At 65.0% G+C, this 17100-nt stretch carries 8 protein-coding genes; 6 read left to right on the top strand and 2 right to left on the bottom strand.

The genetic code is table 11. From position 1 onward, the window contains the following. Positions 1–26: 26 nt before the first annotated feature. Positions 27–3473, bottom strand: a complete 3447-nt coding sequence (locus tag M8859_RS29020; protein ID WP_249645107.1) for a phosphotransferase — start codon at positions 3471–3473, stop codon at positions 27–29. 181 nt (positions 3474–3654) lie between these two features. On the opposite strand from M8859_RS29020, the gene M8859_RS29015 reads away from it, so the two are divergent. The 6 genes from M8859_RS29015 to M8859_RS28990 all read left to right on the top strand — a co-directional run bounded on the left by M8859_RS29015 (position 3655) and on the right by M8859_RS28990 (position 16232). Further along, a complete protein-coding gene (locus M8859_RS29015; RefSeq protein ID WP_223517311.1) occupies positions 3655–4164 on the top strand; it encodes a YbaB/EbfC family nucleoid-associated protein in 510 nt (169 codons plus the stop codon). A 270-nt stretch (positions 4165–4434) separates the two neighbouring features. Next, on the top strand, positions 4435–5136 hold the full coding sequence (locus M8859_RS29010; protein WP_159927195.1) for a hypothetical protein: 702 nt from the start codon (positions 4435–4437) through the stop codon (positions 5134–5136). 57 nt (positions 5137–5193) lie between these two features. Beyond that, the gene (locus tag M8859_RS29005) at positions 5194–5508 is read left to right on the top strand and encodes a WXG100 family type VII secretion target (RefSeq protein WP_159927197.1); all 315 of its coding nucleotides are present in this window, start codon (positions 5194–5196) and stop codon (positions 5506–5508) included. After that, the gene (locus tag M8859_RS29000) at positions 5508–14627 is read left to right on the top strand and encodes a toxin glutamine deamidase domain-containing protein (protein ID WP_249645106.1); all 9120 of its coding nucleotides are present in this window, start codon (positions 5508–5510) and stop codon (positions 14625–14627) included. Before M8859_RS29005 ends, M8859_RS29000 begins: the two co-directional genes overlap by 1 nt. Before the next feature lie 43 nt (positions 14628–14670). Beyond that, a complete protein-coding gene (locus M8859_RS28995; protein WP_195070176.1) occupies positions 14671–15798 on the top strand; it encodes a DUF6301 family protein in 1128 nt (375 codons plus the stop codon). A gap of 83 nt (positions 15799–15881) precedes the next feature. Continuing rightward, complete coding sequence (locus tag M8859_RS28990) at positions 15882–16232, top strand: hypothetical protein (RefSeq protein ID WP_159927215.1); 351 nt, start codon at positions 15882–15884, stop codon at positions 16230–16232. Between the two features lie 101 nt (positions 16233–16333). On the opposite strand, the gene M8859_RS28985 is transcribed toward M8859_RS28990, so the two are convergent. Continuing rightward, positions 16334–16960, bottom strand: coding sequence for a hypothetical protein (locus M8859_RS28985; protein ID WP_195070175.1), 627 nt, complete (start codon positions 16958–16960; stop codon positions 16334–16336). Positions 16961–17100 lie beyond the last annotated feature (140 nt).

Here is a 17100-nt window from a genome sequence, read left to right as displayed (position 1 = left end):
TTCTCGTTCGTGCGCTTGCCGCCGAGTCAAGGCCGCCCGCGTAACGCGGCTTCCACCTCCACCTCATCGACGGGCTCTCGCTGTCCCCACACACTCCGTGCCAGGCGCAGCTTCCCGGCCATGCTGGCCACCAACGCCGCCTCCGCGGCCACATCTCCGGCTCCCTCCCGGAGCAGTTTGCTGTAACGGACCGCATCGACGACGACCGATTTGACCCGCTCGTGATCGAGGTACGTCCGCAGGTCACGACGCCACTCGCCGGTCGCGGCCTCGGGCTCGGCGGCGATCCACTCGGCGAGGAACGCCTCCTGTTCTTCCGGGAGATAGCCCATCTTGTGCAGATGGGTGGCCACGTCGTACACCGGGTCGCCGTACAGGGCGAATTCCCAGTCGAGAAACACGACCTGGCCGTCCCGCACGATCATGTTCTTCCGGTGCACGTCGGCATGCACCATTCGAAAGGGCCTCGGCTCGAGCGTGTCCCACGAGGCGACGACATCCTGGAGCGGCCGGTCGGGAACGCCCAACCGGCGGTAGAGGTCGCCGAAATCCGCGCTGCTCTCGCGGTACACCCGGGCGGTGACAGCCGACAGTCGCCGGGCGAACCCGGCGGGATCGTCGGTCCAATCGGGCTCGATCGGCGGCAGCAACTCCCGTGGGATGCGCCGGAGTTCCGCGAAGAGCGCCGCCACATCCGCCGGAACATGAGCCGGAACCGGCACGCCACGCGGCGCGATGCCATCCAGCAGGTCGCCATCGATGTAGTCGTGGATCTGGTAGGCGGGGCGGGCCGATTCCCAGCGCAACTTCGGCGCCGAAGCGACGAAGGGTTCGATCGAGATCAATACCGCCGCTTCGTGCCACTGCCGCAGATCCATCACGTCGGCGCCTTCGACGGGAATCCGCACGTTCACCGCTCCGGACACGCCGTCGACCCGCACATTGTGGTTGTAGTACCCGGCGGCCGATTGTGAGCGGGAAAGCGCGTCGTCGTACATCGCCTCGGCGTCGACGCCGAGTACCCGCGCGATCACCCGTGCGGCCTCGCGGTCCATGTTCGTTCCGGGCGTCGGCGGCTGGATTCGCGACCGCGCGCCCGCGGCGGCTTTCGAGATGTCGGGTTCGGTCCAGCCATACAGTGCCAGGACCGCTCGCGCCACGAGTACGAGACCGGGGTAGACGTTGGCGCCCTCGAACTCCGAGATAGCCCATCGCGCACTGCGTACCGCGTCGTCGCGTTGTCCTCGGCGCGCGAAGACCCCTGCGCGGAACAGCTCGGCCCTGGCCCGGCCCGATCGGTACCCGGCCTGTTCGAGGATCTCGCACGCTTCGGCGAGCGCGTGCTCGGCGGCGTCCAGCTCCCCGAGCGCCAACCGCGCCAAACCGAGTGCCGTGTAGGCCTTTCCGAGCTCGTGCAGGGCGCCGAGTTCCCGCTGCCGCACGATCGCGGTCCCGGCGGCCTCGATCGCCCGCGACGGGTCGGTGAGCGCCAAGAGTTCGGCCACATTCGTCGCGATGTTGGCCTGCCCGACGACGCTCCCCGCGGCCAGGTAATGGGTATCGGCCTCGGCCAGATACTGTGCGGCGCGCTCGGTGTCGAACGCCAGCCGGTAGGCGAGATGACGCAGCCGCGCCACATCTCCCAGGAACTCCCGGTCGTCGCCGTCCGTCATGGCCACGAGTTCCTCGCACATGGTCAACGCCTGACGGAATCGCCCCTGGCACATGTGCAGGTCGGCGGCCCACTGACCGGCGACGAGCCGTGCTCGCCCCGATCCCCGCGACCACACACTCTGGTAGATGGCCAGCGCGTCGTCGGTGTCACCGAGTATGCGGCGGGCGTTCGCCGCGGCGACGGCCAACCGCTCCGCGATCGGTCCGGTCCTATCCAGAGCGACGTCCCTGGTGAGCCGATCGGCTTGCTTGGCGTCGCCGAGCAGCACCGCCGCTTCCGCTTCCAGGCACCGCGTCAGTTCCGACAGTTCCGCCATACCTGCCAGGTTCTCATGTGGATCGTTCAGGTAGCGGTCCAGATCGCTGATCACTCCGCCGATCCCCTGGCTGCCGCCCGCCGCTTCGATCCGATCGACGTAGTGCAGCAACGTCACCGCGGACAGCATGCCCGAACGAACACCGTGATATCCCGCCTCCCGCAGGGCGGTGACCCGGCCGGTCGGCCGTTCCGCACGCACGAACCAGAGGTTGTGCAGCATCGCGTGCAGGGTGCGCCGAACATCCGGATCCAAGCGCCGCTGCAACGCGTCCACCATCAACTGGTGCAGCTGGAAGCGCGGGCCTTCGTCGCTTTCGTCCGCCGCGTACACGAACGAGTACGCGATCAGGGACTTCCACGCCGCGATGTGATGAGGCAACTCGAACTGCTCGGCCACCGCCGTGAAGATCTCTCGATCGAAGGTGCGAGGTAGCCCCAGCAGCTCCAGCATCCGGACCTCGTCGGGGCGCACGTGCTGGAGGAAACGCTCGAGAATCGTTTCGGGGGATACCAATTCGGCAGGGGTCACCCAACCCGCGCGGGTGCGGGCGTCGATGGCCAGATGCAGATAGAACGGGACACCGGCACTCGAAGCGGCGATTGCCGCGCGCTCGGCGGGTTCCTCGATTCCCGACGAATTCAGCAATTCGAAGCGGGCATCCATCGGCAGGTCGTCGACCGCGACCGCCCGAACTCGGCTGGACCACTCCGGATCGTGCCGCTCCCAGCCCAGTGGCTCGCGGCTGGCGATCACCACCAACCCGGTGTCCAATTGCGCCACCACATCGCGGAGCCAAGCATCGGACGCCGCGGCGCGGCCTTCGCGGTCGGTGCCACCCATCAAGGCTTCGTAGGCGTCCAGGAAGACCACATAGGGCCTACCTTCCGTCCCGCTTTTGAGATCTTCGGCGAACAGGTAGGAAACGGCTTCCTCCAAGCTCGCCAGGCTCAGCCGGTCGAGTTCCTGGAGGATCGGATCGTGCCGTATCCGATGTGTGCGGATAGCGCGGCGCGCACCGAGGTCGAGCAGCCGGGTCGCGGTGCCGAAGACCGGTATCCCGGTCGCGTCGTTGAGGATCTCGGTCAGGATCTCACTGTGCTCGGCGAGCGCCAGCGAATCAGAGGTAAGACGCAGATGCGGATGCATGCGCTGCCACAACACGGCGCAGGCGATGTCGAAGCGGTGGAATTTGATCTTCTGCGCACCGAACTGGACCCGCAGCACCGCGAGCCCGTCCGCGGCCTGACGATGACTCGGCACTTGCAGATCGAGCACCGCCGCCGGATGTTTGCGCTCGACCCGCGCTCGCAGCTCGGTGACCAACCGGGACTTACCGATTCCGCCGATGCCACTGAGCAGCATGACCCGGGGGTGGTCGGCGGCTTCGGTCAGTAGTTCGTCGAACCGGCTCAGCACCTGCTCACGATCGACGAATGGACGGCTGGCCGATCCCGGCTGAAAACGCGCGGTCAACACCATGGTGTGTTCCCCCTCGTGACGAGCACGCAACGATTCTGCCAGAGCGGGTCGCGTTCGGACCCGCCCTTCAGTTGCGGCGCCCGCGGGACGGGTGATGGAATCTGACATTCGATGGAACCGAACGTCGGGCCGCTACGTCAGATTCAGCAACGGACCGAATTCTCGAAGTGGGGGTTTGCAGGTGCAGGACAGTGGGCGCGACGCGACACAGCCATCCACCGACGCGCTGCGTGATCAGGTCGATTCGCTGCTGGAGGTTTTCGAGCAACAGCGCAGAGACCTGGCCGACGCTCAGTCCGCGATAGCGAGCACCACGGTCACGGCGTGGTCCTCGGACAATCTGATCCGGGTGGTCAGCAACGCCGCCGGTGTTCCGGTGGAAGTCCACGTCGAGCCGGAGGCGTTCAAGCGCTCCACACCGGACAAGCTCGGGCACTCCATCACCGAGGCCGTCCAGGCCGCCGCCCGGCTGGCGCTGGAGGCGACCCGACAGGCCGTCGCCCCGATCGAAGCGTCAGGAGAGGGTATTCCCGATCTCTCGGATCTGGTGCCCGGCGCCCCGAGCATCCGTGATCTGGTCCGCACGATGTTCCCGGAACCTCCCACGCCACAGAACGAGCCCGCAACGCTGGACGAGGAATCCGAGGACGAGTACTACCGCAACCGCTCCTACCTGCGGGACCGCCCGTGAGTTGTTTCCAGTCGGTCCGGATTGGCTGCGAGCCAATGCCTTCGGATTGCCGGGGCAACTGCGTCCCGCCATCCGATCGGACCGATGAGAACACAGCCGGGCCGATGGCTACGGCCATCGGAAGTCACTGATCTGGTGATGACAACAAGCGGGCGCTCCTATTTGCTTGTGCTGCACGTTACTTGCTTTCGAGAGGTGGGATTCTGAGTTGAGCCCGTCGAGCTGCTCATGGATGTCGGTCGCTGTCCGAAACCGCGACGGGGAGCGGTGATGGCAAAGCACAGTATTTCGGACTTCATGGAGCCGTATTTCCGGCGCCGGATCTTGCCCGAGCCAACGGATTCGGACTATGCCTGGGCGCGAGCGAACCCCGGCAAGTGGAAGTACCTCACGGACCCGAGGGCCGACAAGTCGGCGATCCGGAAGGAGAACGTGCTCGGCGGGTGGTTGGCCGACGACAACGGCGGGATCGCCGAGTACTGGGTGAACCCTGAATTCGTGCCGGTCCCGGAGTCGGCCGGCGTGGAACTCGCGAACGAGTTCGAGCTGGTGCTATGGCGAGCGACGTGGGGGTTCAACACCATCGCCTGGCTCATCGAGGCGTTCAGCCGCAGCGAGTTCACCGTGGTACTGGCCGCGGACGATCCGCAGGCTCAGCGTGGGTGGCCGTTCCGCGTCCTCGATACGATGACCTCTTCCAGTCCGATGATGATGTTGGATATCTACACCTCGCCGGGCAGGTTGCCGAAGGACGTGAACCCCTGGCTGCGGCGAGTTGTCTCGGGCCGGGAGTTGCTCGAGCAAGTGTGTCCGCAGGAATCGGTTTGGCTGTCGGTCAACCCCGTTCCATCCCTCAACTCGGCCGACGACTTCCTTTCCGCCACCATTCCCGGTTCGGATCTGACCGATTGGTGGCGTGAGTGGTCGGACGGCCAACGTACCCGTCCCGCAGCAGAATCCGATGCAACGTAAACGCCTGGAACGGCCCTCCGAGTACTACCGCGACCGCTCCTACTCACAGGATCGCCCGTGACCAACTTCCGTGTCGACCCGGATGCGCTGCGCGCCACCCGGCCAGGCTTCACCGACGTCGCCGACAAGATCGCCGCTGCCGCCGCCGACCTGCGGCGGGTCATCGAGACCGAGGGCGAGTGCTGGGGTTCGGACAAGATCGGCCAGAGCTTCGCCAAGAACTACACACCCGATGTCCCCAAAGCGTTGACCAGCGTCGACAACCTCGGCAAGACGATGACCAACCTCGGCGACAGCATGGTCGCCATCGCGAACACGGTGCAAAACCGTGACCAGGCCAACGCCGCCCAGATCGACCGGATCACCACCTGATGGGTATCGAAATCCCGGAGTGGCTGCAATGGGTCGCCAAATGGGTGGTCGGCGCGGGTGATTGGCCCGAGGGCGACGAAACCGCGATGCGGCGAGTAGCCGACGCATGGTCGGGGATGTCGGCCGCACTGAACGAGCTCGACGACGACGCCGCGCACACGATGCAGCAGGCGTTGGCGGCGATCGACGGACAAACCCATGACGCGATCGCCGCACACTGGGACACCTTGGCAGGCAAAGAAGGTGCCTGGCAGGCGCTGGTCGGATATATCGACAAATTGGCCGACCAAATCGGTGACGGCGCAGCCGATATCGAGCACACCAAGCTGGTCATCATCGGCGCGATGGTCATCTTCTCGATCGAGGTGGCGCCCTTGCTGCTGACCGCCTGGACCGGGTTCAGCGCCGGAGGCGCCGTCGTCCTGCGAATAGCCACACAGGTCACCATCCGCATGGCGATCAAACAGCTGATCGCCCGCCTGCTCACCCGCGCCGCCGCCAAAGCCGCCGCCCGGGTGGCCCTACTCGGCGCGATCAACGAGGCACTGGAGGAAGGCGGCCTGGAACTCGGCGTCAAAGTCTTCCAAGCCGCCACCGGGCGCCGCGACGAAATCACACTTCAGGACGTGAAGGCCGCTGGAATCGCCGCCGCCGCGGGCGCGGCGGGCGGCGCGGTCGGTGGCGGACTCGGCCGCAGCGGACTGTTGTCCGGTGTCGACGACGTCGCCGCCAGCCGCCTCGGCCGAGCCACCGTCGCCGCCACCACCGAAACCGCCACCGGCATCGCCGGCGAAACCGCCGCCGCAGCGACAGTCGCCGCGCTCACCGACCAACCCTTCAACCTCACCCTCGAAAGCATCACATCCTCCGCCGCACAGGGCGTTCCGCACGGCCTCCACTCCGCTGCCAACGACACGGACACAACGTCGTCCCCACCCGACCTGAGCGATTCGGGCCCGGACCTACCTGCACCCAGCGACAACCAGCCACCCGAACGCACTCAACCCGCACCCGGCGACACCGGAGACCGAACACAGCCGAGCAGCTCTCAGCCGCAACCCGAAGCGACCCAGCCCGCGAGCACCCCCGCCGACGCCGACGGGACCGACAGCGACTCCGTCACGTCGAATCCCCCGGAGAACACCACGCCTGCCTCGACGAGCTCGGCACAGCCGCAGAACACGACGGCTCACACGAGCGAGGTCGGCAACGAGAACTCCGGCCCCACCCCGGCCGGCAGTACCGATTCGACCTCGAACAACCCACAACCCCAGACTCCGGCCGCAACGCCTGTCAGCGCCGAGGGAACCTCGACTCCGTCACATGCCGACAGCCCATCCGATAGCAGCACCAGCACGGTGATTCCGGATCCGGGCCCACCCACGCTCAGCGGCACCCAGACGACGTCCATCGACGACACAGCACACAGCAACTCCGACGAGCAAGACCCGACCGGAACCACGACTTCGCCCGCCCCTGCGGCTTCAGCACACATTTCGAGCGAAATAGGCGGACAACCGACCGCCCCATCGAATCCCGCGCCCGCTGCCTACGATGCGGCTGATCAATCCGGCTCCCAACCCAGCATCCAGAACCGGTCGACCGCCGACGATTCGCCGCCCCTCCCCGACCGCGCCGCCCCGGCACCTGGCCAGCGCGTAGACGCGTCGACCGCACCGGACACCGCGACACCGAGCACGACCGGCCCCCTCGCCGCGACACCGCCCGCGACGCCTACATCCAGATCGGATGCCCAGGCCGATTCGCCATCGGACACCGTCACCTCGAGCGCTGTGGCAACAGCATCTCCAGCGGCCGTGCTGCCCAACACGCTCGCCGGACCTTTCGCGCCCGCCATCGACCCGGGCCAGCGCTCGACCGTTTCCACTCCAGACCCCGCTGCATCCGTCGGTCCAGCACAGTCTGCGACCGCCGCCACACCTCGGCCCGATCACCCCGCGCGCCCGAGGACTCCCCCGCAACCGGTCTCGCCGCCGACCACGACCAGCGAGCCCGGCAGCACCGGCGCCCCACCAGCCGACCTGGCCCACCGCGCGAGCCCAGCCGACCGTGCCTCATCGGGCGGTACTGCGCGCACGGCACCTTTCTCCGACCGCGCCGCGGCCACCGACATGCCTAGACGGGACGACACGTCGGAGGCGGCACAGCCCAATCGACGAGCCGACCCGAGTACTCGGCGGCAGTCGAACACGAACGATCCAGGCGCCACCGACTCCGAGGCGATGTCGTATTCCGGTGGCGCCGTGCGTCCACGCGACGACTTCGCGGCGTTCGAATGGGCGGAGGACGCCTACGACCATTTCCGCCGCGACGACGGTGACATCGATGACATCGCGCGCACACTCGGTGAACATCCGCGCACCGACGGCTCACATTTCACCCGCGACGATGTGGAGCAGATCAAGAACCATCTGTTCCGCGAAGAACACCCCATCATCGACTATGACGGCAACCTGATTCGACGCAGGTTCGACGCCGATCCGGCCATCGCCGAGGCATGGATCCGGTTGCGCGCCGGACATCCGCTGCCCGCCGATATCGTCTTACTCGAACACGAGCTGGCCGAGTCCACCTACCTGCGTGCTCATCCCGGCTCGACGTATCAGGACGCACACGCCCACGCGAATCTCGACCATCACTGGTCCAACGACATACCGCCACGAACTGGCGAACGCTACGACACACTGTGGGGACGACACGATGGCACTGCTGATCTACTACAACCAGACCAAGGACAACCCGAGCGAAGTGGAGTACCGGTTCGGGGAGACGAGGGACAACCTCGATCGCACACTGACCATCGACAAGACGAGCAACACCGCCCGCACGGACCAACCGGAGGACGGGATCTTCCGAGCGGCGGCAGGACAGATCATGATCCGGGCCAGACGCGAGAAGCAGTGGCCTCGCAACGGCGTGATCGCCTCGTAACCGAGGACAACCGTCCGCGCCCGGCACACTCGCAAGCGGACACTCCACGCCCGCAGGAGTCCGACCGTGGACCCCAGGGGACGACGGACCGTGTGGCAGCGATGCCACCTCGTGACGTTCCGGATTCTTCGGGCACCGCGCCGCATCGACCTTCGTCGCCGCGCGGGCCGGTCGAACTCAGCTACAACGACCTTCGGGTGATCGAGGATCACGCCACCAGGCACGGTCTGGTGGCCGCCGACATCGTCCGCGGGGTCCAAGACGGCACGCTGCGTGTCGGACAGTACGGCGTCTACAAGAACCCGGAACAACCGCCACTCCACGAGACTCCCGACAAGCTCGACCCGGAGTACCTCACCGAGGTCGTGGATCACGACCTGCGCGATCCCGTGCGACGGCGCTACGCGAGCGTCGAACCCGACGCATTCGAACCCGGCTGCGCCGACAACCTGCTGCCCGATCACCTGACCCGGTCCATGCCCGGCCAGGCGCTCGACGACGCGACTGCGCCGATCGACCCCACGAGGTTGGTGGTCAACTATCCCGGCGACGGCCTGTCGCCGGTATGGCGGGACAGGAGCGCTGAAGACGCGTTCCTGGACGCCCGCAACGCCCTGTTCCGCATGGATTCGCGGGGGCCGGAGATCTTCGACCTCGGCTTCTCGCCACGCGATCCCGGCAACCTCAACATCGGTGCGCACGTCGGCCACACCGGCCCCGGCCAAGCAGACGGCTTCGTGTCGCTGTCGAGGAGTCCGGAGCACACCATCGCCCGGGAAACGGACATCGCGGGCAACGACCTCAACCGGCTCGCCGATGAGGGGCAGCTGACACGTCTGCCCGACGGCACCTTCCGGCAGACGATGTATATGCACGAGCTGTACCACCCGCACGGCATCGACGTAGACGCCACCTTCCACGACGCCACTGCCCATAGCCGATACAACGCGGGCAGCCACAGGGAAGCCGAGATACTGGCCCCTGGCGGGATATCCGGCGACACCGTCTACCGCGTCTGGCCGCGGGAGATCATCGTCGACGCCAACGGGAACCTGGTATCCGTCAGGGTCGGCGAGCCCGTCTACAACCCGCGCTTCGCCCACCTGGACAACCCCCGTTTCGCCCACACCCACGATATTCCCGCTGTCGACCGAGGACGACAAGCGGGAGAGCACGCTCAGCAGCAGGATGCGCACTCCGGGCAGCACAGTCCCCCAACGGAACACGCACCACCGCACACGCAGGTTCCCCGCCCGGAACCTCCACCGCACCGGTCGGGTTTCGATCCGAACGTTCACAGGTACGTCGCGCATTTCAACGACGGTCGTGTCATCCCGCACGATCCCTTCTACTACGGCCGATACAACCCGCACATCGGCCGCTACCAGCCGACACCGCAGGAGACCGAGGCCGCCTACGCCCACCCGCTGGGGCAGAGCCCATACGACATCCAGGTGCGCAACTGGCTCGACGGCCACCAACAGCACACCGACTACCGGGCTCCCGAATCCCAGCCTCCGACACAGCAGGACCCGTGGCGGTCGATGCGGGCGCCGGAATCGCTCCCGCCGACTACTCACGAGCCGAGACAGCGCGCACAAGAGAACCCTCGTTCCCATGGCGAGACGCAACGCCTGAGCACACAGCGCACGCAGAATCCGTATACCGAGCACCCGCACCCGGACGCTCCGCACGTGCGGGAATCCGATCGTGGCCGGGTGCCGCCACGCGCGCCCGAAACACGCGCACCCGTAGCCGATCTGTCATCGATGCGAGCCCCCGAATCGCCGCCACCACAGCCGCGTGTCCCATCACCACCAAGACACGTAGCGGAACCACACTCACCCGTCGCTCCCCATCGGTCGGGCCCCTCCACGTCTGCGCCACATAATCCGAGACGACCTGCCAACCGCGAGCCCAGACAACACCTCGACCCGCGCATAGAGCGGCACATGGGATCGGGACCACAGCGTCAGGATTCTCATGTCACTGTGCCACTGCATGATCCGCACAGCTCCGCACCCCCTACCGAGGTGCCCGATCGTCGCCGTCCGATAGACCCGGAAACACAACGGGCACTCGAAGCGCGCAATGCGCGCGAGAACTACCGACGACGAGCACCCGATCGAGTCATCGCGGTTCGGCCGGACCGAACGCCCGGCATCCCCGCATACGAGATGCGGCGGTACGCGGAAGGACCCGAGCATGTTGCCGTGGTCAGCGTGCGGATCCACCTCGAAGCCGGTCCGCACGTCTCCCCGCAGGAGATGCGGAATCTGATCGAAAACGCTCACTTGGCGACAGACCGTGCCTTCAACTACGGTCACCGATTGCTCAGTGGTGACTGGCTGCTGGTCGACGTCGTCTTCACCGACGACCCGTCCACCGCCCACCTGTCCGTCGACGTCAACCGCGAAACGGCCGACCCGAGAAGCTGGCATCCACACGACAGCTCCGAAACGCTCACCAACCACCTGCGCGAGCATCTCGGACTGTCGGCCGACAGCCGGAATCAGCCGACCGTCCGTCCGGAAGACCTGCGACAGATCAGCAACGACATCGCCGCAGCGAACACCCCCACCAGATTCACCGGTCTGCCCGAGACTCGCGTCATCGACCACAACCGGCTGACCAACCTCGAAAATCGCTCCTACCAGCAGATTGTCGAGGACTCGCTGCGTGACGGCGACCGCTTCACAGTAGGTGCCGACCCACGTACCCACCCGTACGGGCGACTGATCAACGACGGCGGTCCCGGATTCCCCGGACGCGGCAACAACTGCCTGGACAGTGCACTGGCAGCGCTGTCATCGTTCTTCGGCAGGCCGCAAGTGTCGCTACCCCGCTACCCGGACCGGCTTGCCGACGGGACCATCGACCAGACAAGCGGCGAGCGCAATGGCCCGCAGCGCGCAGCCGACTGGCTCGGCAGCAGCTTGCGAAACCACGCCGGTACGCCCGTGCCGGATCAATTCATGGCGCTGCACAATCAGATCAGCGCCCACGGCCCTGGATCGGCCGCCTTGGTCATCAACGAGTGGCACGCCCGTGACCCCCGAACCAACGCCTTGCTGTACCACCAGGACGGGGCACCGGTCATCGACGGCAGCCATGCCACCGTCATCGTCTACCCGCTCGGCGCGAGCGGCCCGGTCTGGTGGGACCCCCAGCAAAGCACCTTCTCGGACCGGCCTCCAGCCGACATGATCCACAACTCCGCTGGCTTGTGGTCGATACCGATTCCACCGAATCAAGGAGTGAACAGTGCCGGAATTTCGAACCAGAGAGCAAGTGGAGCAGTATCTGGCACAGATCTTCAGCCCCGACCAGGAGTATCGGATCTACCAGTTCGAGCACTGCTGGGTCTGTCGGCCGATCTCGACTCCCGAGCAGATCGCGAACGGTCAGAGGCTGGGCTTGGGGAACTACGTGGTGAACGCCGAGACGGGAGTGGTGACAGCTCACGCGAGCCTCGCGCCGACCATGATCGGGGAGAGGTACGACGAGGCGATCCGCACGGGCCAACCGGTACAGGGCTACCAGGTGTATCCGCCGACTTGGCGGGTGTCTATCGAGCGGACACGGGAAGACGCGAAGGAGATCGAGTACCTGCTCCGAGCGACGTCACTGACCGATCCACCGGAACCGAGCAGCGAACACCAGCTCGTGATCGACAAGAACACCCTGTCGTTCAGTCCGACGGACAGCACGTCGGCGAACGCGGTTTCCTGGGCCGAGATGCGCAACCGGACGGATGGGACCTGGCCGCGACAGGGGACGTTCGACTTCTAGACGGCGCCGCTGAGCACGACGGCCCAGCAGCCTCCGTACCAACCTCCACGCAAGCCACCTCACCGAATACAAACACGCAGGTACTACCGATCCCAGCCCGTCCATCGGCGCCTGCCGACCCAGGACGCTCACGGGATCGTTCCGACGAACCCGCTGACCGCCGACATCCGCCGAATCCTGCTCCGGGCCCGAGCGCCGAAGATGCACGACGCTACGACCCCGCGTTCATCGAAAACCTACGAATCAGCAACTCCACCCCTGCCGACCGGCCCGACACACGGCCCGTCGAGCGAAGCGCCGACCCCAACGCCGCCACGATATTCGCCGAAAACCAACGCATCACCAACCCCACACCCGACAACCGCCCTGAGACGCCGCACGTCGAGCGGAGTGCCGAGCCCCCTCCCCGAGATCTCGGCATGCGCGGTGCGCAAGGGCAGATCCCTATCGAGAGGCTCGTCGACAGCGTTCGCGACCGTGTTGCCCAGGACCCCAAATTCGAACTCAGCTACAGCGAAAGGGATCTCAACAACCTGATCGAGCACGGACGTCGACTGGGAATCGATGATCGCGGCATCGCCGACCTCATCCATATCGGTTCCCGCCTTGCGAAGCCCATCACCGCTGACGTGCTCGCACAGCACATGGAGAACTGGGCCGATGTGGTTTCCGATCGCGGCTACCCATACCGCTTCGAAGACGCCGGTCACTTCAACGCGTTCGCCAGGGATCTCGATCGAATCCTCCACGATGCCGGATTCGGTGACCACGGCATCTTTGTCCAAGGATCGGCGCTGCGGAGCCCCCAAGCGAACGACATCGACATCGCTGTCGTCATCGACCGTGACAGGTTCCATGCAATCCTCGTGGAGCGCTACGACGGACGGATAGCGACCAAGGCCACCGATGCGGCACCAGGCGGTCCTCTGACCCTGAGAGGGCTCACGCGGGCCGAACTTCAGGCGCTGGCCCAACGGATACACGAAAACCCGAAGGCTTACAACAACCAGGCGCTTACATTCGCCAATGCAGTTCGAAAAGGCGTGATCCGATCGACGCACGACATTTCGAAATCACTCAAGGCGGCAGGCAAGGAGATTCAGAACAAATATCCGGAGCTGAACATCGAGGATATTTCACTGATCGTCCCGGGCAGCGACTTCGACTCCAGTCCCGAGTTGCCCGTTGTCGAAACCACCGACAAGGATCGCGCGCACGAACTCACTCGCAGACTGGAGGCCGCTCGGGAACTCGAATTCCAGCGTGACCTGGCCGACGGCCAACGCGGGAAGTTGCTGGCGCAGCTGAACCCGCATATACGGGAAATCGTGCAACTGTCGAGAGATCTCGCCGAGACGAATCGAGTGCAGAGCGCGGCGGAGTCGCTAGGGTATATCCAGGCTCGCGAGGCGCTCGATCGGATCCGGGAGGCACTCGAACGCGGCGCTCCGCTGACCGACGTGAGTAAAGATGTCGCACTCGCGAAGGAGCGCATGGCCGCAGCGCAGCAACTCGAACTCCATAGCCGCCTCGACGCGCTGCGTGAACTTCAACTAGGCGAGCACAGACAGGTTGTCGCACAAATCATCGAACTCGATGTGCGCGAGCGGAACCTCTTGACCACGACCCAGCTGGAGATCACTGAGCGAGCACTCGTCGAGGTAGCCACCCGAGAAGTACTGGAATTCCGCAACCAGCAGCCGGACGTGCGTACCCCCTCCCTCCAGCTCGAACTGAATACTGCACGCGAATACGAGCAGGCCCTCGCGCGCGGCCAGGCGCAGGACCTCGGCGAGGTGACCCGGAATTTCGACGCAATACAGCGCGCCATCCGGCACGAGCAGGCAATAGAGGCGCGCCGGATCGAAGAGCTCGGGCTGGATCCAGCGCATCGGCAAATTGTGACCCAGGCGCTCGACACGGACCGCGCTCGCACACTCGGCAAAGCAGCGGAAACGCTGGGCAAGGAAATCGTGCGACAGCACCACAACGAGATCGTCGGGCCGAGCAGAGTCCTGCAATTGACTCCGGATCAGGCAAGGCGCCTAGATATACAGACTTATTCGCTGTGCCTGGACCTCACACCGACAAATTTCGATCATGAAAGGAGTGTGTACGTGTACGAGCCGCCAGGGCGACCTCCCGTCCATGTTCCCTACGATTCGCCGGAGCGCCGATACGCGCAGGCTGTCAAAGCCATACGAGACGGGCTTTCCCCACAGGTGGTCGAGGTCGATTACCTACGGTCGATCGGCCACGCTACGGCAGCGGAGGAAGCTGTCCGCCGAAATCCCGAGGTGTCACCGCGAGTAACCAGAGCGCGGGCGCTCGAACTCGAACGTGCACGGCAGCTCCGTATCGAACGTGACCGTTGAACGTGGCGAAACACGCTACGGCAGATGCGATTGTGGTGATCATATGACGGAGTGGCAGACGACGACCGCTGCCGAGCGGAGGGAAGTGAACCTCCTGAAGCGACAACTGACACTCATCCTCCATGGCCCGCTCGACCAAGTCCATCTCGACCGGTTGCGAGACGAACTCGGCATGACCTCGACTGGCTCCGCCACCGACCCGGTCGGCACCCGATTCGGACAGCGCCTCCGACATCACCCGAAGTATCAGACGATCACAATGATGGTGCTGACCGTGCTGCGCACCGATATAAACGAATGGTCGGTTAGGCTCGACGCCATACCGGGCACCGACTTCTCCGAATGGAAGCGCCTCGCTGAAATCAGCGCCCAGAAAACAGGACTCACCATCGCCGAACGGCAGCTGCCGTCATCGACGCCCCTCTCCGATATCGGTGATCCAGAGCCGGCGACTCGCATCGGCCGATCCACCGATGAACTGTCAACGGCTGGCGCCGCGAGCTCCGCCGCCCCGCATCCGATGCCAACCCCCCTGCTCGGTCTCAGTACGATGTCGCCTACCGGCCGCCCAAGCTGGGTGGACTTGCCTGCATACGACGCCGACCTCATGGACAGAACGATCCGGCAGCTCGAAGCCGTGCCGCGCTACACTCCACCGCAGCCACCAGTCCATCGACCGGAGCTGGACGACGCAGAGTTGGTTAACCTCGTCACCGGACTTCGCAATCTGATCTGGTCATGGCGAATGGATGACCTGGTGACCGTCAGCGCGCGAGCCGGGCTCTGGACGATAGAAAGACGCGAAACCGATCGGGTGGTATTCACCAGCAGATATGTGGCCGGTGAGTGTTATGTGAACGGAAATGCCCTCGATGTCCATTCCATAGATTTGCCGGTCGCGACCATCATGCCTGATAGCGACGACTGCCGGACACCACCACGCGACGCCTTCACCCGAATGACCGCAGCACTCATAGACATATATGGTGAACCCACCGCACGCTCGTCGGGGACGACTTCACAGATCGAATGGACGGGAACGGAAAATGCACTGATCCTCGCCTACCGACATCCTTCCGTCCGGATCATCGTACGCCTCAACCCGAGAATCACCACTATTTATGGAGAAGCCGAGAGCACGCGCCGCAAGCGAAATGAAGAGCGGCGCTAGTATCGACCGCTTCACTCTCGACGAGTGATCGGCGTATGATCTCGTGTCGAGCCACATCGAGATTACACCTAAAAAGGATACTCATGACCATTACCTCGTACCACGGAACCTTTTATACCGATAGACCGGAGGTGATGGAACAGATTCTGAGAGCGTGGGTAGCGAAACAAGCTCTGCAGATGAAGCCGCATCGCGGGTTTCAGGTGCACTATGAGACCGACGGATTCGAACTCTATTGTTACGATGCGGGTGGGCCGGAAGCGCCTATCTACTTCCTTCTCGAGGGCCGCATCGAGGACGCGGCCGACTCTGCTGCTGATCGGCTTCGGAACCTTGCAGAACACTCCAGAAACGCAGGCCTGGAATTCAGTATCGACTACGAAGAAGTCGATGCCGAAGGGAATCCGTTGAGCGCCGAAAAAACACTGAGCTGATCCGCTCGAGTTTGCTCTGTGTGGCCGCCGTCGTCGGTGACGCCGCGCGTTACCGCCCCTGCCCGACCGGTGGTCGGAGCCGACCTGGCGACCCTCCGAGGTCACGCACTCAGTCGCGCCTGGACGAACTGCTGTGCGTGCGGCGGCATGAGCTCGACAGGCATCAGATACCACCCCCCGACGCGGAACTTCCACTCCACGACGTCGCCACGGAGTCTGAAACGCCGGATATTCCGGTAGGCGATGCGCGAATCCTCGACGGGCGTGCGCAGGGCGAAACCCTCACCGTCGTACTCGACATGCATCAGTGCGCCCGGAAAAGCGTAGGTCGCAATCCGTTTGCGGGTCAGGTTCCATCCTCGGAAGGAACCGATGACCATGAAGAACAGGATGAAGCCGAGCACGAACGCGATGCCGCCGACCGCACCGTCGCCGAATCCCTCGGTGCCCTCGCGGATGACATTCACGACTACCTGCAAGCTGAACAGCCCGGTGATCACACCGAGGAACAGCAGAAACCGAGTCGGATCGAAGCTGGCGAAGAAGGCCGCGCGATCGAGACGTCCCGCGGTCTGCGCGTCGGCGGCATATTCGAACACGAGCCGCTGGTCCCCGGCCGCCGGGACGGGCTGGTGGGGCTGCGCGTTCGACGGCGAGTACTGGCCGCCGCCCTGCTGCGGCGCCGGATATTGCCGCGATGGCCGCGGATCGGGTGGTGTGGCATTCACGTGCGACGGCCGCGGATGTGACCACGGCGCTTGCGGTGGCGTTGCCTGCGGATATGGTTGCTGTGCCTGGGGTTCGGGCTGCGATTCATACAGATGCTGTGGTGGCACTGGTGGATACGGCGCCCCCTGCGGCGGATGCC

The organism is Nocardia sputi, assembly GCF_023501985.1.
Note: the sequence above shows the minus strand (reverse complement) of the source record. Positions and strands in the feature narration are given on the sequence as shown.

What these genes read in the sequence shown, in the direction of transcription:
- M8859_RS29020 (WP_249645107.1), bottom strand. Translation starts at nt 3,473, where the DNA reads ATGGTGTTGACCGCGCGTTTTCAGCCGGGATCGGCCAGCCGTCCATTC.
- M8859_RS29010 (WP_159927195.1), top strand. Translation starts at nt 4,435, where the DNA reads ATGGCAAAGCACAGTATTTCGGACTTCATGGAGCCGTATTTCCGGCGC.
- M8859_RS29000 (WP_249645106.1), top strand. Translation starts at nt 5,508, where the DNA reads ATGGGTATCGAAATCCCGGAGTGGCTGCAATGGGTCGCCAAATGGGTG.
- M8859_RS28995 (WP_195070176.1), top strand. Translation starts at nt 14,671, where the DNA reads ATGACGGAGTGGCAGACGACGACCGCTGCCGAGCGGAGGGAAGTGAAC.
- M8859_RS28990 (WP_159927215.1), top strand. Translation starts at nt 15,882, where the DNA reads ATGACCATTACCTCGTACCACGGAACCTTTTATACCGATAGACCGGAG.